The 23,081-nt window shown below is 68.6% G+C and carries 19 protein-coding genes, 1 tRNA gene and 2 pseudogenes; 14 read left to right on the top strand and 8 right to left on the bottom strand.

The annotated features are described in order from the left end of the window. Nucleotides 1-5 precede the first annotated feature (5 nt). From EV382_RS04725 to EV382_RS04760, 8 genes are all read left to right on the top strand, one after another. Nucleotides 6-971 (top strand): site-specific tyrosine recombinase XerD, encoded by a 966-nt coding sequence (locus EV382_RS04725; RefSeq protein ID WP_130400403.1) that lies wholly within the window; start codon nucleotides 6-8, stop codon nucleotides 969-971. A 179-nt stretch (nucleotides 972-1,150) separates the two neighbouring features. Next, nucleotides 1,151-2,074, top strand: a complete 924-nt coding sequence (locus EV382_RS04730; RefSeq protein WP_030334877.1) for a ParA family protein — start codon at nucleotides 1,151-1,153, stop codon at nucleotides 2,072-2,074. 41 nt (nucleotides 2,075-2,115) lie between these two features. Continuing rightward, nucleotides 2,116-3,135 (top strand): segregation and condensation protein A, encoded by a 1,020-nt coding sequence (locus EV382_RS04735; protein WP_425271864.1) that lies wholly within the window; start codon nucleotides 2,116-2,118, stop codon nucleotides 3,133-3,135. Continuing rightward, on the top strand, nucleotides 3,128-4,192 hold the full coding sequence (gene scpB / locus EV382_RS04740; RefSeq protein ID WP_130400405.1) for an SMC-Scp complex subunit ScpB: 1,065 nt from the start codon (nucleotides 3,128-3,130) through the stop codon (nucleotides 4,190-4,192). The genes EV382_RS04735 and scpB overlap by 8 nt, the downstream gene beginning before the upstream one ends. After that, nucleotides 4,179-4,949, top strand: a complete 771-nt coding sequence (locus EV382_RS04745; protein ID WP_130400406.1) for a pseudouridine synthase — start codon at nucleotides 4,179-4,181, stop codon at nucleotides 4,947-4,949. The genes scpB and EV382_RS04745 overlap by 14 nt, the downstream gene beginning before the upstream one ends. Nucleotides 4,950-5,145: 196 nt before the next feature. Continuing rightward, nucleotides 5,146-5,826, top strand: coding sequence for a (d)CMP kinase (gene cmk / locus EV382_RS04750; protein ID WP_130400407.1), 681 nt, complete (start codon nucleotides 5,146-5,148; stop codon nucleotides 5,824-5,826). Between the two features lie 67 nt (nucleotides 5,827-5,893). Next, the gene (gene der, locus EV382_RS04755) at nucleotides 5,894-7,300 is read left to right on the top strand and encodes a ribosome biogenesis GTPase Der (RefSeq protein ID WP_130400408.1); all 1,407 of its coding nucleotides are present in this window, start codon (nucleotides 5,894-5,896) and stop codon (nucleotides 7,298-7,300) included. Nucleotides 7,301-7,492: 192 nt separating this feature from the next. Further along, a tRNA-Pro gene (locus EV382_RS04760) sits at nucleotides 7,493-7,566 on the top strand. Between the two features lie 308 nt (nucleotides 7,567-7,874). Here EV382_RS04760 and EV382_RS04765 read toward each other — a convergent pair. Together EV382_RS04765 and EV382_RS04770 are read right to left on the bottom strand one after the other, a co-directional pair. Beyond that, on the bottom strand, nucleotides 7,875-8,333 hold the full coding sequence (locus tag EV382_RS04765) for a hypothetical protein (RefSeq protein ID WP_130400409.1): 459 nt from the start codon (nucleotides 8,331-8,333) through the stop codon (nucleotides 7,875-7,877). A 620-nt stretch (nucleotides 8,334-8,953) separates the two neighbouring features. Continuing rightward, a pseudogene (locus tag EV382_RS04770) lies at nucleotides 8,954-9,639 on the bottom strand (tyrosine-type recombinase/integrase); the annotation flags it as partial. A gap of 645 nt (nucleotides 9,640-10,284) precedes the next feature. Here EV382_RS04770 and EV382_RS33230 point away from each other — a divergent pair. Beyond that, nucleotides 10,285-11,670 carry a transposase gene (locus EV382_RS33230; protein ID WP_244236484.1) on the top strand — a complete coding sequence of 462 codons (1,386 nt, stop codon included), beginning with the start codon at nucleotides 10,285-10,287 and terminating at the stop codon, nucleotides 11,668-11,670. On the opposite strand, the gene EV382_RS04785 is transcribed toward EV382_RS33230, so the two are convergent. After that, complete coding sequence (locus EV382_RS04785; protein WP_244236535.1) at nucleotides 11,636-12,064, bottom strand: hypothetical protein; 429 nt, start codon at nucleotides 12,062-12,064, stop codon at nucleotides 11,636-11,638. The genes EV382_RS33230 and EV382_RS04785 overlap by 35 nt on opposite strands. 715 nt (nucleotides 12,065-12,779) lie before the next feature. Here EV382_RS04785 and EV382_RS04795 point away from each other — a divergent pair. The 3 genes from EV382_RS04795 to EV382_RS04805 all read left to right on the top strand — a co-directional run bounded on the left by EV382_RS04795 (nucleotide 12,780) and on the right by EV382_RS04805 (nucleotide 15,898). Next, nucleotides 12,780-13,838: a serine/threonine protein phosphatase gene (locus EV382_RS04795; RefSeq protein ID WP_244236536.1), complete on the top strand. Its 1,059-nt coding sequence runs from the start codon at nucleotides 12,780-12,782 to the stop codon at nucleotides 13,836-13,838. Between the two features lie 665 nt (nucleotides 13,839-14,503). Further along, nucleotides 14,504-14,926: an NUDIX hydrolase gene (locus EV382_RS04800; RefSeq protein ID WP_130400411.1), complete on the top strand. Its 423-nt coding sequence runs from the start codon at nucleotides 14,504-14,506 to the stop codon at nucleotides 14,924-14,926. Between the two features lie 120 nt (nucleotides 14,927-15,046). Continuing rightward, a complete protein-coding gene (locus EV382_RS04805) occupies nucleotides 15,047-15,898 on the top strand; it encodes a tyrosine-type recombinase/integrase (RefSeq protein ID WP_208758306.1) in 852 nt (283 codons plus the stop codon). Between the two features lie 58 nt (nucleotides 15,899-15,956). Here the strand turns inward: EV382_RS04805 and EV382_RS04810 are convergent, their stop codons facing one another. After that, the gene (locus EV382_RS04810) at nucleotides 15,957-16,529 is read right to left on the bottom strand and encodes a CbrC family protein (RefSeq protein WP_244236537.1); all 573 of its coding nucleotides are present in this window, start codon (nucleotides 16,527-16,529) and stop codon (nucleotides 15,957-15,959) included. Between the two features lie 408 nt (nucleotides 16,530-16,937). Further along, nucleotides 16,938-18,050, bottom strand: coding sequence for a hypothetical protein (locus EV382_RS04815; protein WP_208758307.1), 1,113 nt, complete (start codon nucleotides 18,048-18,050; stop codon nucleotides 16,938-16,940). An 87-nt stretch (nucleotides 18,051-18,137) separates the two neighbouring features. On the opposite strand from EV382_RS04815, the pseudogene EV382_RS04820 reads away from it, so the two are divergent. Together EV382_RS04820 and EV382_RS04825 are read left to right on the top strand one after the other, a co-directional pair. Continuing rightward, nucleotides 18,138-18,350: pseudogene (locus EV382_RS04820) on the top strand (IS3 family transposase); the annotation flags it as partial. Nucleotides 18,351-18,497: 147 nt separating this feature from the next. After that, nucleotides 18,498-19,334, top strand: a complete 837-nt coding sequence (locus EV382_RS04825) for a hypothetical protein (RefSeq protein ID WP_130400413.1) — start codon at nucleotides 18,498-18,500, stop codon at nucleotides 19,332-19,334. 813 nt (nucleotides 19,335-20,147) lie between these two features. On the opposite strand, the gene EV382_RS04830 is transcribed toward EV382_RS04825, so the two are convergent. From EV382_RS04830 to EV382_RS04840, 3 genes are all read right to left on the bottom strand, one after another. Continuing rightward, a complete protein-coding gene (locus tag EV382_RS04830) occupies nucleotides 20,148-21,410 on the bottom strand; it encodes an IS701 family transposase (RefSeq protein WP_130408456.1) in 1,263 nt (420 codons plus the stop codon). Between the two features lie 222 nt (nucleotides 21,411-21,632). Continuing rightward, nucleotides 21,633-22,154, bottom strand: a complete 522-nt coding sequence (locus EV382_RS04835; protein WP_208758308.1) for an SMI1/KNR4 family protein — start codon at nucleotides 22,152-22,154, stop codon at nucleotides 21,633-21,635. A 23-nt stretch (nucleotides 22,155-22,177) separates the two neighbouring features. Next, nucleotides 22,178-23,043 (bottom strand): IS5 family transposase gene (locus EV382_RS04840; RefSeq protein ID WP_208758564.1). Its coding sequence is split into 2 segments (ribosomal slippage): nucleotides 22,178-22,704 and nucleotides 22,704-23,043, totalling 867 coding nucleotides; the frame shifts between segments, so codons are not numbered across the junction. Between the last annotated feature and the right edge of the window lie 38 nt (nucleotides 23,044-23,081).

Genomic DNA, 23,081 nt, shown 5'->3' on the forward strand with positions numbered 1-23,081 from the left:
CCGGCGTGGGTGGCGCACCCACGCCGGCGCTGCGCCGTGCCGTTCGCGGCTACCTCGACCACCTGACCGTCGAACGTGGCCTGTCGGCGAACACGCTCGCCTCGTACCGTCGGGATCTGGACCGCTACCTGGCGACCCTGGTCGACGCCGGCGTCGCCGACCTCGCGTCGGTCGGTGCCGGCCTCGTCGAGTCTTACCTGGCGCGGCTGCGCGCCGGCGACGACGGACACCCACCCCTCGCCGTCTCCTCCGCCGCCCGCGCGGCCAGCGCCGTTCGCGGCCTGCACCGCTTCGCGCTGCGCGAGGGCCTGGCCAGCGCCGACCCGAGCCGCGACGTCCGCCCGCCCACCCCACCCCGGCGGCTGCCCCGGGCGCTACCGGTCGACGACGTGGTCCGGCTCCTGGAGACCGCCGGCCCGATCACCGCGACCGGCGACGACGCGCCCCTCGCGCTGCGCGACCGGGCGCTGCTGGAATTCCTGTACGGCACCGGCGCGCGCATCTCCGAAGCGACCGGCGCCGCCGTGGACGACCTCGACACCGACGAGGGCACGGTGCTGCTGCGCGGCAAGGGCGGCCGGGTGCGGCTGGTGCCCATCGGCGGGTACGCCGTCGACGCCGTCCGCGCCTACCTGGTCCGGGCCCGCCCCGGGCTGGCCGCCACCGGCCGGGGCACCCCGGCGGTGTTCCTCAACGCCCGCGGCGGCGCGCTGTCCCGCCAGGGCGCCTGGGGCATCCTGCGCCGTGCCGCCGCCGGGGCCGGGCTGCCCGTCGACGGGCCCGCCGCCGTCTCCCCGCACACCCTGCGCCACTCGTACGCCACCCACCTGCTCGACGGCGGCGCCGACGTCCGGGTGGTCCAGGAACTGCTCGGGCACGCCTCGGTGACCACCACCCAGGTCTACACCCTGGTCACCGTCGAGCGGCTGCGCGAGGTGTACGCCACCGCCCATCCACGCGCGCGGGGCTGAACCGGTCGGGGTCGGTGCCGACACGCCGGCCGGGTGCCGAACCCCCTGCTGGTCGGTGGCGTACAGTCGGCATCGGCGCGGACCTCCTGGAGCGACACGACCGGGGTGCGCAGCGGCGCCGCGAAGGACGTCGGACGGCTCCGACGCCGGGTGGGTCGTCGGGAGGGGGCAACGAGCACATGGCTGGCAACGGTGACCGTGCCGAGACCTGGACGTCGGAGCTCCGCGAGCAGCAGGCCACGCTCGGTGCGGACCTGGGTCCTGCGGACCCGGCTGCCTACACGATGCGCAAGCCCATTCCCGAGCCGATGCCCACCGACCGGCACGGCCCCGCACGCATCATCGCGATGGCCAACCAGAAGGGCGGCGTCGGCAAGACCACCACCACCATCAACCTGGGCGCGGCCCTCGCCGAATACGGCCGCAAGGTGCTGCTGGTCGACTTCGACCCGCAGGGCGCCCTCTCGGTGGGGCTGGGAGTCAACCCGCACAACCTCGACCTGTCCGTCTACAACCTGCTCATGCAGGACGACGTGACCGCCGAGGACGTCCTGATCAAGACCGACGTGGCGGGTCTGCACCTGCTGCCCGCCAACATCGACCTCTCCGCCGCCGAGATCCAGCTCGTCAACGAGGTCGCCCGGGAGATGGCCCTGGCCCGGGTCCTGCGCACGGTCCGCAAGGAGTACGACTACATCCTGATCGACTGCCAGCCGTCACTCGGCCTGCTGGCGATCAACGCGCTGACCGTCGCGCACGGTGTGCTCATCCCCCTCGAATGCGAGTTTTTCAGCCTGCGCGGTGTGGCGCTGCTGCTGGACACCATCGACAAGGTCCGCGAGCGGCTCAACTTCGACCTGGAACTCGAAGGCATCCTCGCCACCATGTACGACAGCCGCACCACGCACTGCCGCCAGGTGTTGCAGCGGGTGGTGGAGGCGTTCGGCGACAAGGTCTACCAGACGGTCATCACCAAGACGGTGAAGTTCCCCGAGTCCACCGTGGCCGGTGCCCCCATCACGACGATGGACCCGGCGTCCTCCGGGGCACGTAACTACCGTCAGCTGGCCCGCGAGGTGATCGCCGCCCAGTCGGAGCGGTAGCCGGAACGCCCGGTGCCCGCCTCGTGGACTACGGTCGTCCGGTGACCGCGCCACCCCTCGACCCACCCGAGACCGCCGCCGCGGCCGTGGTCGACGGTGTGCAGCCCGCCGACCCCGCTGCCACCGGGTTCACGGTTCGGCTGGCCAACTTCACCGGCCCGTTCGACCTGCTGCTGCAACTGATCGGCAAGCACAAACTCGACGTCACCGAGGTGGCCCTGCACACGGTCACCGACGAGTTCATCGCCTACATCCGGGCCATGGGCGACAACTGGGACCTGGACGAGGCCAGCGAGTTCCTGCTCATCGCCGCGACCCTGCTCGACTTGAAGGCGGCCCGGCTGCTGCCCGCCGCCGATGTGGAGGACGAGGCGGACCTCGCCCTGCTGGAGGCACGGGACCTGCTCTTCGCCCGCCTGTTGCAGTACAAGGCGTACAAGGAGGCGGCGGCGCACATCGCCGAGCTGGAAGCCGTCGGTGGCCGGCGTTACCCGCGCGCGGTCAGCCTGGAGCCCCGCTACGCCGAGGCGCTGCCCGACCTGGTGCTCGGCATCGGCCCCCAGCGGCTGCTGAAGCTGGCCGTGAAGGCGATGACCCCGAAGCCGGTGCCGGAGGTCTCCATCGCCCACGTGCACATGGTCCGGGTCAGTGTCCGGGAACACGCGGCCATCCTCACCGCCCGGCTGCGCCGGGCCGGCACGGCCACGTTCTCGCTGCTCTGCGCCGACTGCGAGGCCACCCTGGAGGTGGTGGCCCGGTTCCTCGCCCTGCTGGAGCTGTACCGGGAGGGTCTGGTCTCCTTCGTGCAGGAGCAGGCCCTGGAGGAGCTGACCGTCCGCTGGACCGGCCCGGCCGACGGCGACACCGAGCTGCACGTCGACGAGTACGCCGGAACCCCGGCCGACGACCCGGAGCCGGCGGGGGTTGCGGTTGCGCCGGCGGCGGGTGGGCCCGCGCCGGCGCGGATTGCGCCTGAACCGGCGGGCATTGGGTTCGGGTCGGTGGGGGAGGCCGGCGGGCCGGACGGGACGGAGACGACGGAGGGTGCGCGGGATGAGTGACGAGGAACGCCGGGATTCGCTGGCCGACCAGGCCGCCGCCTGGGTGCCCCCCTGGGCCCGCCCTCGCCCGCCCGCCGCTGACCCGTCCGCGTCGCCGGACGAGCCGGCACCGGACACCGACGAACCCCGAGCGGCACCGCCCCGACCGGACGCCGAATCCGCCGCCGGCCCCGGCGAACCGGACCTGGGCCCCTCTGAGCCAGACCCGGACGGGGTGGCCTCGGGCGAGGTGGACCCTGCGGCGACGGAGTTCGGTGCGGTGACGCCGCCCACGGCCGAGCGGGAACCCGGCGCGGCGCCGCCGGACCGGGTGGGACCGGACCTGGGTGCGGTGACGCCGCCCACGGCCGGACCGGATCTCGGCGCGTTGACGCCGGATCGGGCGGGGCCGGACGTCGGCGCGGTGACGGAGGACACGGCGGGGGAGTCGGGCGGCGCTGGGGACGTACCCCGGAGACAGCCGGCGGGGCGGCGGCGGGCGACGGCCACGCCGGAGCCCGCGCCCGACCTGTCCGACGCCGAGCTGCGCGGCGCGTTGGAGGCGATCCTGCTGGTCGTCGACGAGCCGGTCAGCGAGCTGGTCCTCGCCCAGGTGCTGGAGCAGCCCGCCGAGCGGGTCGGGCCGATGCTCGACGAGATCGCCGCCGGCTACACCGCGGCCGGGCACGGGTTCGAGCTGCGCCGGGCGGCCGGCGGGTGGCGGCTGTACACCCGGCCGGAATACGCTACGTACGTTGAGCGGTTCGTGCTGGACGGGCAGTCCGTGCGGCTGACCCAGGCGGCGCTGGAGACGCTCGCCGTGGTCGCCTACAAGCAGCCGGTGACCCGTTCGCGAATCTCAGCCATCCGGGGTGTGAACTGCGACGGAGTCATCCGTACGCTGGTTACCCGTGGCCTCGTCGAGGAGTGCGGCACCGAACAGGACAGCGGGGCGTTCCTCTACCGGACCACCACGTTGTTCCTGGAGAAGCTCGGGCTGAACACCGTCGACGAGCTGCCGCCCCTCGCACCCTTCCTGCCCGACGACGTAGAAGAGCTTGCTGATGCGACCCGATAACCGTGCCCCCAAACCCAACGCCCCCGTGTTCGAGGGGGCTGAGCGCCTGCAGAAGGTGCTCGCCGCCGCCGGCGTGGGTTCCCGACGCGCCTGCGAGGATCTGATCTTCCGCCGCCGGGTCACGGTGGACGGGCGGGTCGCCAAGCTCGGCGACAAGGTCGACCCGGCCAAGGCCGTGATCCACGTCGACGGAGAGCGCCTCCAGGTCGACACCCGGCTGGTCTACGTGGCGATGAACAAGCCGCGCGGGGTGGTCACCACCATGGCGGACGACAAGGGCCGCAACGAGCTGGCCGACTTCATCGGCAGGCGGCTGGACCAGCGGGTGTACCACGTCGGGCGGCTCGACGCGGACAGCGAGGGCCTGCTGCTGCTCACCAACGACGGCACCCTCGCGCACAAGCTCATGCACCCCTCGTACGAGGTGCTGAAGACGTACCTGGCCGAGGTGGTCGGGCCGATCCCGCGCAACCTGAGCAAGCGGCTCCTCGCGGGCGTCGAGCTGGAGGACGGGCCGGTCAAGGTCGACTCGTTCAAGGTGGTCGGCACCCTGGGCAAGAGCGCCCAGGTGGAGCTGAGCCTGCACGAAGGGCGCAAGCACATCGTCCGGCGGTTGATGGACGAGGTCGGGCACCCGGTCACCCGTCTGGTGCGTACCTCCATCGGTCCGATCCGGTTGGGCGACCTGCGCACCGGGCGTCTGCGGCGCCTGACCAACGCGGAGGTCGCGGCCCTGTTCCAGGCGGTGGGTGACTGACCCCCGAGTTCGGGGTACGGCAGCCGGTAGGCTCCACCGACGGCCGGGACGCGGTCGCCCGGGTGGCGTGGGTCGCCTCCAGCGGCGTCGCGCACGGGTTCGCCAGACGACCCGGGCATGATTGATGACGATTGAACAACCGCTTGCGGCGCCAGCTCACCGGGCGATCCGTGAGGTACGGGCTGAGGAGGACACGGTGCAGGAAAACGTACGGTTCGGACGATGTGTGGTCGCTGTGGACGGGCCGTCCGGTTCGGGGAAGTCCACCGTGTCGCGGCGGCTCGCCGCCGCCATCGGTGCGCGCTACCTGGACACCGGGGCGATGTACCGGGCGATCACGTGGGCCGTGCTGCGCTCCGGCGTGGACCTCACCGACGCCGCGTCGGTGGCGAAGGTCGCCGGCGAGGCCGATCTGCGCATCGGCACCGACCCGCAGGGGTACGGCGTGACCGTCGACGGTGTCGGCGTGGACGCGGAGATCCGCGGTGCTGAGGTGACCGGAGCGGTCTCCGCCGTCGCCGCCGTGCCGGCCGTCCGTGAGCTGCTCGTCAGCCGGCAGCGCGAGATGATCGCCAACGCTGGTCGGATGGTGGTCGAGGGGCGGGACATCGGCTCCGTCGTCGCGCCGGACGCCGACCTGAAGGTCTTCCTGACCGCCTCCGAGGCGGCCCGTGCCGCCCGGCGCAGCGCCGAGGACGCCGCCGACGTAGCGGCCACCGCTGCCGACCTGGCCCGGCGGGACCGTCTCGACTCCACCCGCAAGGTCAACCCACTGGCCCAGGCGCCCGACGCGGTGGTGCTGGACACCACCGAGCTGGGCATCGACGAGGTCGTGGCGCGGATGCGCGAGCTGCTCACCGAGCGGGGCGTGGCATGAGCGAGCGAATCATGTGGTGCAGTGCCGTGGTGTCTCATGACGCTCCGGAGCGAAGCGGAGGAGTGGCATGAGTAGCGATGGCGGTGGGTGGGTCGAGCTGCGTGAGCCCGACGTCGCCGTTGAGGAACAGGCCGGCCCGCAGCCGGTGGTGGCCGTGGTCGGTCGTCCCAACGTGGGCAAGTCGACGTTGGTCAACCGGATCATCGGCCGCCGGCAGGCGGTCGTCGAGGACGTCCCTGGCGTGACCCGCGACCGGGTCCCGTACGACGCGCAGTGGAACGGCCGGGCGTTCACCGTGGTCGACACCGGCGGCTGGGAGCCGGACGCGAAGGACCGGGCCGCGGCCATCGCGGCGCAGGCCGAGACGGCGGTCGTCACCGCCGACGTGGTGCTCTTCGTCGTCGACGCGATGGTGGGCTCCACCGACGTGGACGAGGCCGCGGTGAAGATGCTGCGGCGCAGCGCCAAGCCGGTGATCCTGGTGGCCAACAAGGCGGACAACAACTCCATCGAGATGGAGGCCACCTCGCTGTGGTCACTCGGCCTTGGTGAGCCGTTCCCGGTGTCCGCGCTGCACGGACGCGGCTCCGGCGACCTGCTCGACGCCATCCTCGGCGCGCTGCCGGAGGCACCGGCGATCGTGGAGAACCGTCCGCGCGGACCGCGCCGGGTGGCGCTGGTCGGCCGGCCCAACGTCGGCAAGTCCAGCCTGCTCAACCGGTTCTCCGGCGAGGAGCGGGCAGTCGTCGACTCGGTTGCCGGCACCACAGTGGACCCGGTCGACAGCCTGGTCGAGATCGGTGGTCAGACCTGGCAACTGGTCGACACGGCCGGGCTGCGCAAGCGGGTCGGCAAGGCCAGCGGCACCGAGTACTACGCCAGCCTGCGGACCGCCGGCGCCATCGAGGCCGCCGAGGTGGCCGTGGTGCTGCTGGACTCCAGCGAACCGATCAGCGAGCAGGACCAGCGGATCCTGTCGATGGTGACCGAGTCGGGTCGGGCCCTGGTCATCGCGTTCAACAAGTGGGACCTGGTCGACGCCGACCGCCGCTACTACCTGGACAAGGAGATCGACCGGGAGTTGCGCCGCATCCCCTGGGCGATCCGGCTGAACCTGTCGGCGATGACCGGCCGCGCCGTGGACAAGCTCGCCCCGGCCCTGAACAAGGCGCTGGCCAGCTGGGAAACCCGCGTGCCGACCGCGCACCTCAACCAGTGGCTGACCGCGCTGGTGCAGGCCACCCCCCACCCGGTACGCGGTGGACGCGCGCCACGGATCCTGTTCGCCACGCAGGCCGGTGTGGCGCCGCCACGGTTCGTGCTCTTCACCACCGGCCCACTGGACGCCGGCTACCAGCGCTTCGTCGAGCGCAAGCTCCGCGAGGAATTCGGGTACGAGGGCAGCCCGATCGAGATCTCCGTCCGCCCGCGCAAGAAGCTCGGCCCCGGCGGCCGAGGCAAGGCGCACGGCTGACCCACCCTGTTCTGTTGAAATGCCGGATGGGCCCTCCCGCCCATCCGGCATTTCTTCTACCCCACCCTCCTAGGACGCTCTAGGGGGTGTGCGGTGGTTCGGCTGCCTCGCGGTGCCGGTGGGGCCTGTGCGGAGGGGGCGAAGCTGCTGCGCTAAGCTGTATCGGCTGCCGCGGGGGAAACCACGCGGGGGCGGGACGTGGCGCAGCTTGGTAGCGCACTTGACTGGGGGTCAAGGGGTCGTCGGTTCGAATCCGGCCGTCCCGACGCAGGTCAAAGGGCTGATCCGGAAATTGGGTCGGCCCTTTCGCCGTTGTGGGGACCAAGATCAGTCAAGTTGGAGCGTGCTTAGCGTTGCTTGACCGCTGGTCAAGCTTCAGCGCCCAGTGCGGTTGATTGCCGAATTCTTCTCTCGCTGTAGTCAAGCGCCGCGCGAGCGCGGCGGATCGCGACCGCTCGCGCTCGGCCTGCTGGCGGCCGGCGCGGCGGTCCGCACCCACCGGCGGGGTTCCCAGGCTGCCTCCGGTGGGAGCGCTCAGGCTTCGGGGATGGCGCCGCGGGCAGGTCGCACGGCCTCAGCTTGCGGCCGTAGCGGTGATATAGGTGTGGAACGCCGCCACTTCTTCATCCGTGACAACCGGTTCGAAGTCCAGGTGCTCGCTCGGAACGATGCCGGTACCCGTACCGGTGACTGTCACGAACCAGGCGCCTTCGTGGCCGAACCAGTGCGCCTGCGCCAGGACGCCGATGTCGGCGCTCTCTGAGGGGTCATCCCGGTTCGCCACGGCGCTGATACGAACCCACTGCCCGTCCTGGCCGTAGGGCGGTTGCGGGACGTGCAGGGTGAGGTTGTCCGCGCCAAGGTTTTCACCGAACAGACGAGCTGCACCGGCTTGGGCCAGTGCCCAGAGATCTGCCGTCTTGCCCGTGCAGCCTACCTCCACCTCGCCGTCCGGACCCTCGACCAGTACGGCGTATGAGCGGTCAGGCTCGTGCCGCACCCGTGCTCGCACCTGCATCTCGGGCTCGCTCATCCGTTAATGATGCCGCAGCCGCTCCGGCGGCAGCGCCACCGTACAGCCATTTCTACAGCCAGGCCGGTCGACGGCTGCCGGCGGAGGGCGGCAGCCGTCGACTCCCGATGCAGGTCAGCCACCATCACGGACGCCAGCCGACCGGGCGCGCGGTCTTTACGCAAGGCAGGGGATCGCGGCGTGCCCGTTGCGTGCTCGATAGGGGGAGCCGAGGGTCAACGGCGATCAGCCCCTGGACGTGGGAGCCAGCATGGCCGGCGCAGGTCAAGCCAGGTCATTGCCGAACGACCCCCGGCCGTATCCACACTTCCTCAACCGTGCGCTGCGGTCATCGAGCGTGTCAGCCTCCCGGGGACCAAGTAGGGACCACACGGCCTGCGCGATGGTGCGCGGCACGACGTCGACCGCACGACCTGATCTTGGGGAAAGCGTGCGTGACGTGTGTGGACGTGTGGCGAAGCGTCCTGGGGGTCAAGGGGTCGTCGGTTCGAATCCGGCCGTCCCGACAGACAAAAAGCCCTGACCAGCGGAAACGCTGGTCAGGGCTTTAAGTTTGTCTATATGGTTTTGAGCCGTCCCCCGAAAACCCCCCGTTTACCGGGGGTCGGTAACCAGGTTCGTCATCCCTGTGCATCGTTGGGCAAGCCGGCTGGGGGATCTTGCCGCGTCCCGTGGTCGGTGCCGAGTCGCTCGAGGATGTCGGAGACGTCGGGGGCTTGGGCGGGTTTGGCGATGTAGTAGGTGGCGGTGACTTCCTCGCTGGAGTGTCCGAGCTGTGCTGCGGCGCTTTTCGTGTCTGTCTCTTCTTCGATGAGGGTGGCGACGGTTTTGCGGAAGGTGTGGGGGTTACCCAGGCGAGGTCGGTGTCGGCGCGGGCTTCGCGCCACTGGCGGCGGACGTTGTTGGGTGAGAGCCAGGTGCCGCGTCGGGAGGCGAAGATCGCGTCGTGGGGGTTGTCGGCGGTGACGAGCTTGCGGGCCATGATCATGCCGACGGCGAACCGGGGGAGGACGACCATCCGCCAGCCGGCGTCGCTTTTGGTCCAGGGTTGGCGGAAGAAGCCCTGGCCTTTGACGGAGACGAGCGTGCCGCAGATCGTCAGGGTGGGGCGTACGGCGACGAGGTCGAGGTCCTCCCACCGCAGGGCGAGGATCTCGCCGATGCGGGCACCGGTGGCGAGCATCAGGTCAACGACGTCCGGCAGATCGCCGCTGTGCCGTGGTCCAGGCTTACCGGGGATCGGCCGCTGCCAGTCACGGATAGCCGTCCGGACGGCCCGGTCCGTTGGCTGGACCTCGTACCGTCTGCGCGTCGGCACTCCGGTAAACCGTCGAAACCGCCACCGTGCTGGCCTCCGCCCTCCTGCCGGGCCGCCGCGATCGACCTCCGCTGCACCGATTGCCTCGCAGTCGGAGCTTCCTGCCGCTCAGATCGTTTCTGGTTGCCGGCACCGCGCTCGTCCCGGTACCTCATCAGTACCTCGGGGATACAGCGACGGACCGGATCTTGCCCGCGATGACAGGAGGCAGCGTCCGCTCATCGCCGATGTCAACGCGCAATCGACACCTCGGTGATGGTGGCCGTTCCTACCGCGGGTCGGCCCTCGTGCATGGTGATCGTCATGCCCGGCTGCAGGTGACGCCAGAGGGCGGGGGACAGCGGGCCCAGGCGGACCGACCCGGTTGCGCCGGGTGGCAACGCTGGCGCGGACTCCACCCAGACACGTGCCACGAGCAGATCGGGACCGCCCGCGGCCGTACGCCGGCCGAGGTTCCACAGCGGTCGGAGGATGCCCTTGCCCGGGATCGGTGTTCGTCGGCCACCTTCGGTGGCCGACACTCGTGTTTTGACCATCGAGGGGATTCGTGGTGGTCGAGGTCTAGCGGAATGGGGAGGACCCTGTCCATGATCTGAGTTCTCACACAAAGATCATCAATGGGCAGGGTCCTCGATGAGAAGCGTAACGGCTACCGGTGCCGGTGACAGCGAGCTGGGCCGGATCTTGTTGGATGCGTGGCGGCGGGAGTTGTACGAGGGCGTTCTCGCGTCCCGGTCACGGACGTTGTTCTCGCTGGTCGACGAGTTGGCCGCTGATCAGGGCCGGTGTGGTTGCCCGGCGCATCTATCGCTGAGCACGGTCACCGGGCACGCTGCGGCGTACCGGGCGTTACGTGACGGCGAGATCGACACCGGCCGGGCGTTACGGGCGGCGTGCGAGATCGCCACGCGGTCCGGTCTGCCGCGGGTGTATGCCGTTGACACCACCGCGTGGCCGCGGCCGACCGCAGCCACCAGCCCGGACCGGCAGCCGCAGTACACCCCCGGCGGGCCCCGCGGCACGGCGCTGATCAAGACGGGGTGGCGGTATCAGCATGTCGTGCGGCTGTCTCTGACTCCGGACTCGTGGGTCGTGCCGGTGCTGGCCGACCGGATCGCCTCCGACGACGATCTGGTGGAGGTCACCGTGGACCACATCACCCGAGTCTGCGCCCAGGACGGCGCCCGCCCGGCCGATCCGTCACTGTTTCTGCTGGACTCCGGTTATCCCGCGGCCCGGATCACCCATCTGCTGCGCGAGCGCGGGATTCCCGCGGACGTGCTAGTCAGGCTGGCGACTTCGCAGACCATGTGGACCCGGCCCGAACGCCGGGCCGCTCACCCCCTCGGAGGCCGGCCCCGCCGGCACGGGTTCCGCCTCGCTCTGCGCGAGCCCGGCCTACCCCCGGATACCGGTGTCAGCGGCCCGGTCGGTATCTACGGCACCGTCACCGTCCGGGCCTGGCATCAGGTCCATCCCAAACTCACCCGCGCCAGCCGGGGCTTCACCGGCCAGGGCACCCTCCCGATCGTCGAGGGCAGCGTGCTCCTCGCCCGGGTCCAACACCTGCGCCCCAGCCGCCGCGCCGGCGACCTCGCTCTCTGGTACTCCGGCCGCCGCCGCGACCTACTCACCCTGGTCATGACCTACCTGGCCCGCTTCGACATCGAGCACTACTTCCGATATCTCAAGAGCACCGCCCAGGCCCCGGACTTCCACCCCCGCCAGCCCGGCACCCTGACCACCTGGCTACGCCTGCACGCCTACGCCTACCTACACCTGTTCTGCGCCCGCACCCACATCACCCACCACCGACTGCCCTGGGAACCCGCCACCACCACCAGCCCGACCCCCGGCCAGACACGCCGGCAGGTTTCGCCCGCTCTGCGCAACGCCTGGCAACCACCAGGCAACCCGAAACCCGGACACCCCGGACCCGGCCGCCCCGCCGGGAAACGCCGCAAACGCCGAACCCGCTACCCGATCATCCGCAAAAACGCCGTCCACAAGGGCAAATGACAGCCCTCACCCACACCACCACGAACACACCCCCACCACACCGCCAAACCACCCTGCCCACAGAACGGTCAAAACACGAGCGTCGGCCACCTTCGGTGGCCGACAGGAGCCGCAACTCGGCGCGGACAGTTCCGTGGATGCTCTCCCAGCGGCCCCAGTGGCACCACGCGGCGGCGTCGGGGAGCCACATCAGCTCGGCACTGTCGATCAGTAGATCCCACCAAGCGGTCGGCGGTCGCCAACCCGTGTGGAGGTCTGCAAGGAGGTCGAGCGCGATCTCCCACTCGTCGTGGTCGAGGTACTCGCGTACGTCCATCACCGTCACGCCGGCCTCGTTGACCACGTCCGCCGGGACCATGGCCGCAGCTCGACGGAGCAGTTCGGCAACATCCACGCGCAGATTCTTCACCGTCGCCGCAGGATCAGCGCGATGGCTCCCACCGGCGCACTGGTCTGCCGCTGACCGGGCGCGTCAACAGCCGGTGCCCGCTCGGCGGATGTGCGTTGCTGGTGCGAGTGCCGGGTAGGGCTATGCCCAGGGTGGGATGTATCGGCCGATGTAGTCCCGCGCACGGGGGCGCGGGTCACGCCAGTACTGGTTCGGCATACGGTGGTGGTGCTTCTGGCAGAAATCAGCGAGACCTTCGGTGATCTTGAGGCGCGTGAGCGGTTGGCCTTCGAAGTCCGTGTTGACCGCCAGCAGTTGTGGTTCGGGATTCCAGCCTGAGTGGTCGAACGCCCAGCCGTCCCAGGCGGCGTAAGTATGGAAGACCTGCCGCTGACCCGGGAGGCACACCCCAGCTATCTCGATGGACCTTTCGGGATAGGATTCCCGGCAGACCCAGGCGAGGATGTGACAGGCTCCGGCAGCGAAGAAGGCCTGGTCTGTCCGGTCCCATGCGACCCGTTGGTCTGACCGCTCGATCGGCGTCCGACGAAACACTCCCGCTGCTATTGCTGCCACAGGCCGGACGGTAGTGGATGAGCTGACACACTCGACCATGCCGAATGGGGCGTCGCGGTAAGTAATCGGCAGTGGTGCCGAAGCCGTCCGGTCATGCCGATGTGCGGATGCCGAAAGACTTTAGAACGAAGGGCTACATCCCCGAATGCTTGAACTGGTCGCGGTGGAGCGGTCACAGCCTGCTGGCATGATGGGCGAGATGTTGGCCGCCCGGCGTTCCCGCCATGACCGTATTTCCGCCTCGCTCGCCGCCCGCAGCGACGCCGAGCTGGCGGCGTTTCTCGACGTCGCGCCCACCATAGCTGTGGGAGTGGGCGGCGAGTGCGTCATGCTCGACATTGACGGCGTGCCGGTATTCGCCAAGCGGATCCCGATCACCGACCGGGAACTGGCCAATCCGCACAGCACGGCGAACCTGTCCAACCTGCCATCCTACTGTCAGTACGGCATTGGCGGGCCGAGTTTCGGCGTTTGGCGTGAGCTGGCAGCGAACCTGATTGTTACCGAGGGAGTCCTGGCGTGTGAGACGGACGCGTTTCCACTGCTGCACCACTGGCGAGTGCTACCCGGCCGTCCACCGATAGCGTCCGAGCACCTCGACATCGACGCGGCTGTCGCCCGGCTCGGCGGCACTCCGGCCGTGCGTAGCCGCTTCGAGGAGTTGGCCAGCGCGACCTCCAGCCTCGTGCAGTTTTTCGAGTACGTCCCCTATCCGCTGCTTGACTGGCTAAACGAAGATCCGGTCGGCAGAGCAGAGACGGCCGAAAAGCAACTGTCCGAAGTTGTGGCGTTCCTGCGTAACCGCCAGCTGCTGCATATGGACGGGCACTTCGGCAATATGCGCTCCGATGGTGGTCGGATCTACCTCGTCGATTTCGGGCTGGCCACATCGCCCCGGTTCGACCTCTCCGGCGCTGAGCGCGACTTCGTCGGGTCCCACGTCGGCCACGATGCCGGGTACGCGGCGATGGGGCTGGTGAACTGGCTGGTCACCACCGTGTGCGGAGTGCCAGTGCCAGCTAGCGGCGGCCCCGTCGCCCGCAACTCGTACGTGCACCGATGCGCGAGCGGCGACATTCCGCACGGCGTGCCCGTGGCCGTGGCGAAGATCCTCGCCCGACATGCTCCCGCAGCGGCACGGATGAACGACTTCTACTGGCGGCTGTTCGGCGGCGAGGTGCACGCCGAATATCCCGGCCCGTAGGTTGGGCTCGCAACACCGCCGACTCCACGGTTCACTCATCTGCCGCCGACCGTGCGCGCTGCGCCTCGGCGCCCGGTCGCGCTGACTAAACGTCGGCCGCGTGCTGCTCGATGAAGACCTGCCGGAGCGAAGCCTCAGGGTGCCCGGACGACACGGCCGCGCGCCCAGGATTGGGGGAGCAGGGTGAGAGCAGACAGGTGTCCTGAACGGCGTTGAACTGCATCCGACAGCGCACAGTGGCCCTCAACTGCACCTGGCCCCACCTGCGGCTTCTCGTTTCTGCAGGTCAGAGTGGGTGCAGCGCCCTGTTTCACCGCGGAGTGCTCCGCGCTTCTGCGCCGCAATCGACGACGCTCCACCTCGCCTGGCGGGGTGGTGTACGCAGGTCAAGGCGGTAAGGAGCCATCGGTCGGCCGGGGCTTGCAACTGGGAGCAGATTGGGTGCAGGTTGGCGAAGCGGTCACCGCGCCCGAAGTGTTCACCGACGCCGGACAGAGATGAGGGTTTGACCTGCGTTGATGCGGTCTCACGGCCAACCGACACCACTCATGCCTGCCGACCCGGGCACCAGTCGCGAGCAGCCGCTCAAGCGTTTCTGACCCTGAGCATCCGCTCATGGCCGCGATGAATGCGCTGCGTGGCGGCGGGCCTGGGACGATCTCGTCATGGCCACCTATGAAGTTGCGCTGGTGCTCCTCGTCAATTCCTCGGAGGCGGTACTCCTGCAGCATCGCGATGATCAAACTTCGGCTTCTCCGAACCAGTGGAGCCTGCCGGGTGGTCATGTCGAGCCGGGCGAGACGCCTGAACAGGCGGCGCACCGGGAGTTATTGGAGGAGACGGGCCTGAGAACGGGTGAGTTGCGTGCGTTGTGGAGCGGCCCACGCCCGTACGAGGCCGGCTTCCCGCACACGGTGACTGTTCACGTCTTCCGCGGCAGGACCGATGCTCGGCAACAGAATGTGGTGGTCGGCGAGGGCCGCGCAATGGTGTTCGTCCCGCGGGATGAGGTTTTCGACCGCGACCTGGCCGTGACAACTGCCGCAGTCCTGCCGCTCCACCTCGGCAGCGCCGGCGAGACGCACTGATCTGCCGCTCCAGGTGGGCTGGTGTTCATCGCCGGTGGTGACGCACGGTGATGTATGACTACCTCGCCTGCTTCCGCTTCTCCTGTCGTACTGACCGATCAACTCATTGTGCGCGCCGCGGTGTCCGCTTTCCTGGGCCGTTACCGTGGCCAGACTCGCGTCCACACTGACTCCGACCTACGGGTCTTCCTCCGCTGGTGCGCCGACCACGACCTGGACCCGCTGGCGGCGGCGCGGGTGGACATCGAGCGGTACGTGCGCTGGCTACAAGACGTCCGCCGGTACCAGCCATCGACGGTATCCCGCCGGCTGTCGGTCGTGGTGGGGTTCTATCGGGTCTGCGTCATCGACGCCATCCTGGAGCACTCGCCAGCCGATTACGTCCGCCGGCCCACGGTGCCGTCCGAGTCACCGACCCTCGGACTGGGGCACCTGCAGTTCGAAGCCATGATCACCACCGCCCGGAAGTCCTCGAACCCGAACGACTTCGCCTTGGTCGCGCTCCTGGGCCTGCTCGGGCTACGGATCTTCGAAGCCTGCGGATCGAACATCGCCGAACTCGGTGAGGAACACGGTCACCGGGTCCTACGCGTACGTGGCAAGGGCGGCAAGGTCGTCCTCGTCCCGCTACCACCCGCGGTCGCTCGGGCTATCGACCAGGCCGTCGACGACCGCACCGCCGGGCCGATCCTGCGCAACACCCATGGTCGGAGGATGGACCGGCACGCCGCCACCCGCAGACTCAAGCACCTCGCCCACACAGCGGGCATCCGGATGCCGAGGATGCACCCCCACATGCTGCGGCACACGTTCGTGACGACCATGCTCGACGCTGGCGTCAGCCTCCGCGACGTGCAGATCGCCGCCCGCCACGCCGACCCACGGACCACCATGCGCTATGACCGGGCCCGCAAGAACCTCGACCGGCATCCCAACTACATCCTCGCCGCTTACATGGCCTCCGGAACATGATCAGCCGCTCACGGTTTTGCCGAAGAGAGTGCGTCTGCGTCTCGGCGATAAGCCGCGGTTAGCCGATATCCCAGGACGCGAGGTGAGTCCCGCAGTGCAGGCATTGGAACAGATACGCGGTGGGCTCACCGTTGCGATCGAGCCGGTGCAGGAACTCTTCGGTTTCCTCGGGTGACCAGCCCAGTTGTCGGTGGCTCGCCCGAAGCATGTTCAGGGCGTCCGGATGAGGTTCGACATCGCGGTACCCAGCCGGGCCGAGAAAAGCCGCGCCATCGCGGCAGTGGTAGAGCCATGACTCTTGCTGCCAACCGGTGAAGCCAGGGGTCCGGCGAGTGATCTCTTCGATGACGTGGTGCGGCACGTCGTCAGGCACGTCGACCGCGTCGCTGAACTCGGCAGGCATGTCCAGGATGTCGCTGCCATCCGTGGCGACGGCAACGACGCCGAGTGCCCTGGAAGCCTCCCCGGAGTAGATGCAGTGCAGGCAAAGCGTCTCGGGTTGTCCGCCGTAGATCGGTCCCCGGTAGCGAACTTGCCGAAGTTGACCGCAGACGCTGCATTCGTGCTCAATCGGCATCGCCGAGCCCGTGGCTAAGGGGTCAGGGTGGTATCGAAACACCGGCTCGGTCACGGGCCCATCATGCCAACTGTTGGTCACAGCCCCGACGGGGCACCAATCACGGGGCCAGTCTGCATCGATGCACTGCTCTGGCTGTCGTCGCGGTGGCGTCGGTACGGATCCCGTGAGCTGAGATCCAGATCCCACTGGCGAACCTCTGAGCAGGGCTTCCTGAACGGTGGCCTCTTTGGCGAGCCCGAAGGACTCAACAGCGGTAGCTTGCGCTTGCGGGCGGCCTGCGCCCGCTTGTAGCCCCACATCAGTGCGTCTGACCTTCGTGTGCAAGACGCGGCCAAGATCAACGCCAGGACCAGTGGCCCGTCATCCGGAGCGAACTACCACAAGACCATCAGGAGGACGGCCGGGGGCAGGCTGGCAGGAGACCGCGAACGTGCTCCCCGCCGGCTTTCCCTCCGGACGCTACTCGTCGTTCACGGTGAACGCTCGAAGCCCAAGGCTTGGTGCCAGCGCTTCGACAAGCCAGGTAACACGGGGGTCGCCAGCGGCCAGCCCAGCGCGAGCGACCGTGCACCAGTCGTCGCGATCGAGCAGGGAAAGGTAGCCGCTCAGAATGCGCTCTCGTCCGCCCTCGGGCCAAGCTATTCGTTCCGCCGCTGAATGTCGCAAGTGCTCAGCCAGTTGCGCGGCGATGACGAAACGCTCTACCGACGGCTCTAGGCGGCCGGCATGTTCGCAGTGGGCCTCTAGAACGGCGGATGCGGGCGGGTAGTGCTCGAGCGTGATGCCCGTGCCGCCGCTGTCAGCCATGATGGTCAGCAGCAGGCCGGTGTGATCGACCAACTCGCTGTCAGGATTCGCCGCGGTGATCGCCTCTTGCAGGTGCGCCGCAGCGGCGACCTTTCCGGCGAAGTAGCGGTTGAGGTAGTCGCCATCACAGGCGCGTCGCAGCAGCCAGGGACGCGCTGCGGTGCTGCCGATCGTGCACAGGGACTCCACGACATAGACCCGTCCCCAGCCCGTGACCCGCTCGGCTAGCCACAGCAATGCGTCCGAGCCGCCGCGCCACGACCGCCGTTCGAGCGCGCGGGCGGCCAGTGGGCCGAAGCGGTTCGACAACAACCCGATCGTTTTGATCAACTCGATGTCTTCGTCATCCCATACGGTGGTCAGCAACGCCAGGCCAACAGTCGCAGCGCAGCGATCGGTCGCGTGCTGGACAAGCCATCGACCGGTCGCTCGAACACGTTCAGCGTCCACCCTGCAGGCCGCAGCCATGATGTGTTCATTGGGATGAATCGGAACATAGATGTCATGGAACGCTCCGGCAAGATCGCCTGGAACAGCGAACGGATCGGCGAAATGCATGTCTAAAACGGCGGCGACATCAGCACCGCCGCGGCGCCGATCCTCCGGCTCGCGAGGATGCTTCCGACCTCGGTGTTGTCCATCATCCGGGTACGGCTCACCGTCACGGCAAAGCGGCGCGTCGGGTTCCTCGCGATGCATCCGCAACGCATGATCAAATAACGACATGTGGGGTCCGAGCAGTCCAGGCTCGGGTGTCACGCTCACCGGCGGACGGAGGACTCGATTCTCTTGATCATGCCTAGATCATGCCAGGCACTTCAGCCGACCATCAACCCCGCGCCGGCGCCCGCCGGCGACAACGCCGCCATGGAATCCTTCTTCGGCCTGCTGCAGAACAACGTCCTCGACCGCCGAACCTGGACGACCCGCCAGCAGCTGAGGACCGCGATCGTGACCTGGATCGAACGGACCTACCACCGCCGTCGACGCCAACGACCGCTGTCCCGGTTGACCCCTATCGAGTACGAGACCATCATGACCCCACCGGCCAGTCAGGCCGCGTGACTGAAACTGTCACCTATAGGTGCAGCAGACCCCAGGAACCTTGCCGGCGAAGCTCGGTACCTTCGCGTGATGCCAGCTCCCAGGCCACGGCGCAGGCGCCGCCGAGCCGGATCCACGGCTCAGGCGGGCGGGGACGCGTCCAGGACGATGCACGTCCACGCCGCCGGCGACGTGTATGTCGACAGCAGCATCAGCAACAGCAGCAGTACCGTCAGCTACGGCCCGGATCGGGCGAGTGTGGCTGACGACCTGATGCCGGCCGTGCTGACGGCGCTTCCGCTGCTGCTGGTGCTGCTCCTGCTGTCGTTGACCGGTCAGCACGTCCTCCTCCGTTCGATCGTGCAGGAGGGGAACCCGCTCGGCCTAACGGCTCTGCTGCTGCCGCTGTTCCTGCCGACCATCGCGGCGTCGCTTGTCTACCTTGCCCGGCAACGCGGCTGGCTGGGCTGGAGCCTCCGTGCCACCAACTGGGCGGCGGCCGGCCTCGCCGCCGGCTTCGCGATCTTCGTTCCGTTGAACTACCTGCTGTTGCAGCTCATCGCCTTCCTGGTGAGTCTCGGGTGGATCTGGGCCAGGCGGCGGCTGGCGCGGCGTCGCCAGGGCATCGCGATCGTCGCGATCATCGTGCTCGTGGCTCTGGTCGTCGAGGAAGGGCTCGCCGAGTCCGGATGGCCCCGCTACAGCTTGTCCCGGATCGCCGTCGGACGTGTGGTGGACGGTCTGACGCGGATGAACCTCGGAGACGCTGGCGCAAAGACGGAACGCTCGGTGCTCGTGGTGAGCGTCAACGACGGCTACGCGATCGTCGCCTCGACCGGCTATCCACCGAGGATGGAGAGCATGGCCCCGAGCGAATTGGCTGGTGGCCGGATCTGCCAGCTCAAGCCCCGGGGGATGCAACTCAGTCCTTCCCAATGGATCGGCAGGGTGGTCTCGGCGAACCGTCGGACGCCCCCGGCCGCGGAGTACTGCGTTGATCCCTAGCCATCGGCCTGCTGCAACCGGGGGTCCGTGATTGCGTCGATCTCTGCGGTGGATGTCGTCAGACGGCGGAGGAGGGTTAGCCATGCGTATCTGCGTCGCCTGCCGAGTGGACCAGCGCACCGTTGTTCGTATCGGCAGTTGGGGCGTTCCGCACGGTACTCCCGGGCACCAGGTCACCTACGGCTGGACCAGCCTGTCCGCCTGTCCATTGTGCGAGGCCGGGCTTCTCGTGCACTTCGATCATGACTGCTTCCACCAACCCTGGGAGGAGCCATGGGACATGAACTGGTCGTGGCCGGTCCCCGTTGACGGAGTTCAACAGCTGAACGCTGCTCTTGCCCGATGTCCGGATCCGCTGCATCCGTCGTGCGAGTGCCCTGTCCACCGGTCGTTGCGGGACAGCATCGAAAGCGCACCGCCACGTGAGGTTCCGCTGACGGTCGCGCTGACCGAGGAAGGGCTGCCACAGATTCGGTCAGCACCCATGCCGTGAGGCGCCACACGGTGGCAGGGCCAGCGGGGGCGATCAGACCTGGCGGGATTCTGTGTGGCACCCCCGTTTACCCCCCGAAAACCCCGCCCAATCATTGACGAAGGGTGACAAGGAGTGATGAGCGCCTGGCGGTGTCTTCGCAGCTCAGCGACCACTTTCGCCAAGCAATGACAAGCTTGGTTCGGTTACTGTCGGTAACAAGGGGTTTTGACAAGCAATGACAAGTCCCGAACGAGGCTCGGCGAGAGGTCTTCGTGGGTTCAAATTCCCCTCGTTCCCCACGAGTGCCTGGCTCCTAGTACGGCAGCCGCCGTTCGGGATCATGGTTGAAGTTCGAGGTTGAGGCGGCGTGTGTAGTGGGCTTGTCGGGCTCGGGCTTGGTGCTGGCGTCGCCAGCTTGACCAGTGCAAACGGTGGGCGAGATCGGTGATCGGGCGGATGAGGCAGGCGTTGATCAGGCGGCGGATCTCGTTGACGGTCAGCTTGATCAGCCGGCTGTCGGTTGAGTCGTCGGTCGCGTCGGCGGCGCAGATCGTCAGGACGGCGAGGGCTGCCAGGGCGAGGGTGGTGAAGCGGTGCCAGGAGTCCCAGCGGCGGACCTGGTGCTGGTCCAGGCCGACTTGGCCCTTGGCTGCCTGAAAGGCTTCTTCGACGGTCCAGCGGATGCCCGCGACCCGCACGAGCTGGGCGAGAGTGGCCGGGCGTGGGGTCCAGCAGCGGTAGAAGGCCAGCTCACCGGTGGTGGTGTTCTTTCTGATCAAAAGGCTGTGTCGGCCGCCGTCGTCGGGGTCAGCGTCGGTGCACACGTCATCGAGCCAGGCCCAGTCGTAGAAGCGCGGCCCTTTCGACCCGGCGCCGGCTGAGCGGCGCTGCCACGCCGAGGCCGGCAGGTCAGCGGCGATCCGGTCGGCCCGGACCCGGGCCTTACCGCCGTCGAGCGGCACCAGGTGACTGCGGGACACCGCCAGGACATAGCCGATCTCGTGTTCGCGCAGGCCAGCGCGAAAGACACTGCTGTTGCCGTAGGCCTCGTCCGCGGCGGCCCACCCGGCCGGCACTCCGGCGACCAGTGCGGCGGTGATCATCTCGGCGGCCAGCTCGGGCTTGGTGGCGAACTCGACCTCGTCGGGCACGCCAGCGGCTCGGCAGCGGTCCCGGTCGTCGGTCCACGACGCCGGCAGATACACCCGCCGGTCGATCAGCGCGTGCCCATCGACGCCGGCGTAGCCGAGGAACACCCCGACCTGGCTGTTCTCGATGCGCCCCGCGGTGCCGGTGTACTGGCGTTGCACCCCGACCGTGTGCACGCCCTTCTTCAGGTCCCCGGTGTCGTCGACGACCAGGACCGCGTCCGGAGCACCGAACCGGGCGGTGATCAGCTGCCGCAGGTCGTCGCGCACAGCATCGGCGTCCCACACCGCCCGGTACAACAATCGCTGCATCGCATCCGGCCGGGCATGCCCGGCCTCCTCCGCCAACTGCCAACACGTCTTGACCTCAAGGTCAGCCAGCAGCCCGGTCACGAACTGCCCCGCCGCACGACGCGGCTCCACCCGCCCAAACCGGCCCGCGAAGCAGCCCAGCACCTCGGCCAGCACCCCCTCCCACCGACCAACCGCTACGCTATGCCACGCGGCCACCGCAAGATCTGATGATGTGTCCACAACGCACAGACGATCACGCGGTGGCCGCCTCGCGTCCACCCCGCTTCACCAGCAAGATCTCAAACGGAGGCTGCCGTACTAGGGCCTGTCCTGCCGATCATGAGGACCCGACTTCCATCATTGACAGGTCACACTCCAGGGTTACTCCGCCGGTGCGTGCGCGTTGAGCAGTGCCTCAAAGGCGGGGAACTGGGCTTGCGCGGCGGCGATCACCTCAGTGGTCGACCGTCGGGCGGAGCCGGTGTGCCGCTGTGCGATTGTCGTCAACGCTGGGATGGGCTCGGGCACGCGCTCGATGCCGTCGACCGTCTCGAGCGGGCCGACGCCGTTCGCCAGCAGCCACAGGTAGTCGCCAAGGTCGCGCGCGATGAGGGTGTACTCGCCTTCAGAGCCCAAGAACACGACGGATTGGCGGTCGAGAGGGTGGCCTGGGTTGCGGAGCCAGAAGGCGGCTAGGCCACCGGTGCCGTCCTGGCCGAAGGCGCGGAATGGAGGAGCGCCGGCCATAGGGTCGTTCGTCCAGTTCTGCCACCACTCGATCATTTCGCCCGACCCCATGAACGTGTCGTACGGATCGAAGTCATGCCCACTGTGCTCGTGGAAGAACCCCGCCGTGTGTGCCTCGACGAGCACCGCAGGCAGCGTCAGGTTCTCGTCCGTCATCGACTCAGTCTAGATAGTGACGATCATGGAAGCCACATGATCGCGGCGATCAGGACCAGGCCGGCTCGGTAGAGGGATGCACGTTTGGCGTAGCGGGTGGCCAGGTCACGCCACTGCTTGAGGCGGTTGAAGCAGCGCTCCACCACGTTGCGCTTCTTGTAGACCACCTTGTCGAAGGTTGGTGGTCGGCCGCCGGCGCTGCCCATGGCAGCCCTACGGGCCATCTGGTCCGACCGTTCCGGAATGACGTGCCGAATCCCGCGTTGCCGCAGCGCCCGGCGGGTCGAGTCGTGCGCGTAGTCCTTGTCGGCGATCAGCACGTCGGGGCGTTTGCGGGGTCGGCCGGGGCCGGGTTCGTTGATCCGGATGGCGTCGAGCAGGGCCAGCAGTTGCGGGTTGTCGCCGGCCTGGCCGGGGGTGAGCAGGATCGACAGCGGTCGGCCACGTCCGTCGACGGCGAGGTGGATCTTCGTGCTCAGCCCACCTCGGGACCGGCCGATGGCCTCACCATCTTGCGCACCAGGCGTCGCCGCACTTGTCGCAGAGCCCCTTTTTTGCGGGCACCAGCGGCATGCTGGTGCGCCCGCACGATCGACGAGTCGATGCTGATCGTCCACTGCACCGGTGTGCCGTCGTCATGAACCTGCGCCGCGGCCAGGACCCGATCCCACGTCCCATCGGCCGTCCAGCGACGCAGCCGTTCGTGGCAGTTCTTCCACGGCCCGAAGCGTTCCGGCAGGTCCCGCCACGGCGCACCCGTGCGCAGCTTCCACAAGATCCCGTTGATGACCTGCCGGTGATCCCGCCACCGCCCACGCGCTCCGCCCGGCTCCGGCAGCAGCGCCGCGATCATCGCCCACGCCTCGTCGGTCAACTCACCACGACGCACCACCGGCACATCGTCAACGATCAACCACTACAAGATCG

Origin of the sequence: Micromonospora violae (assembly GCF_004217135.1) — a bacterium.
Classification (GTDB): Bacteria; Actinomycetota; Actinomycetes; order Mycobacteriales; family Micromonosporaceae; genus Micromonospora; species Micromonospora violae.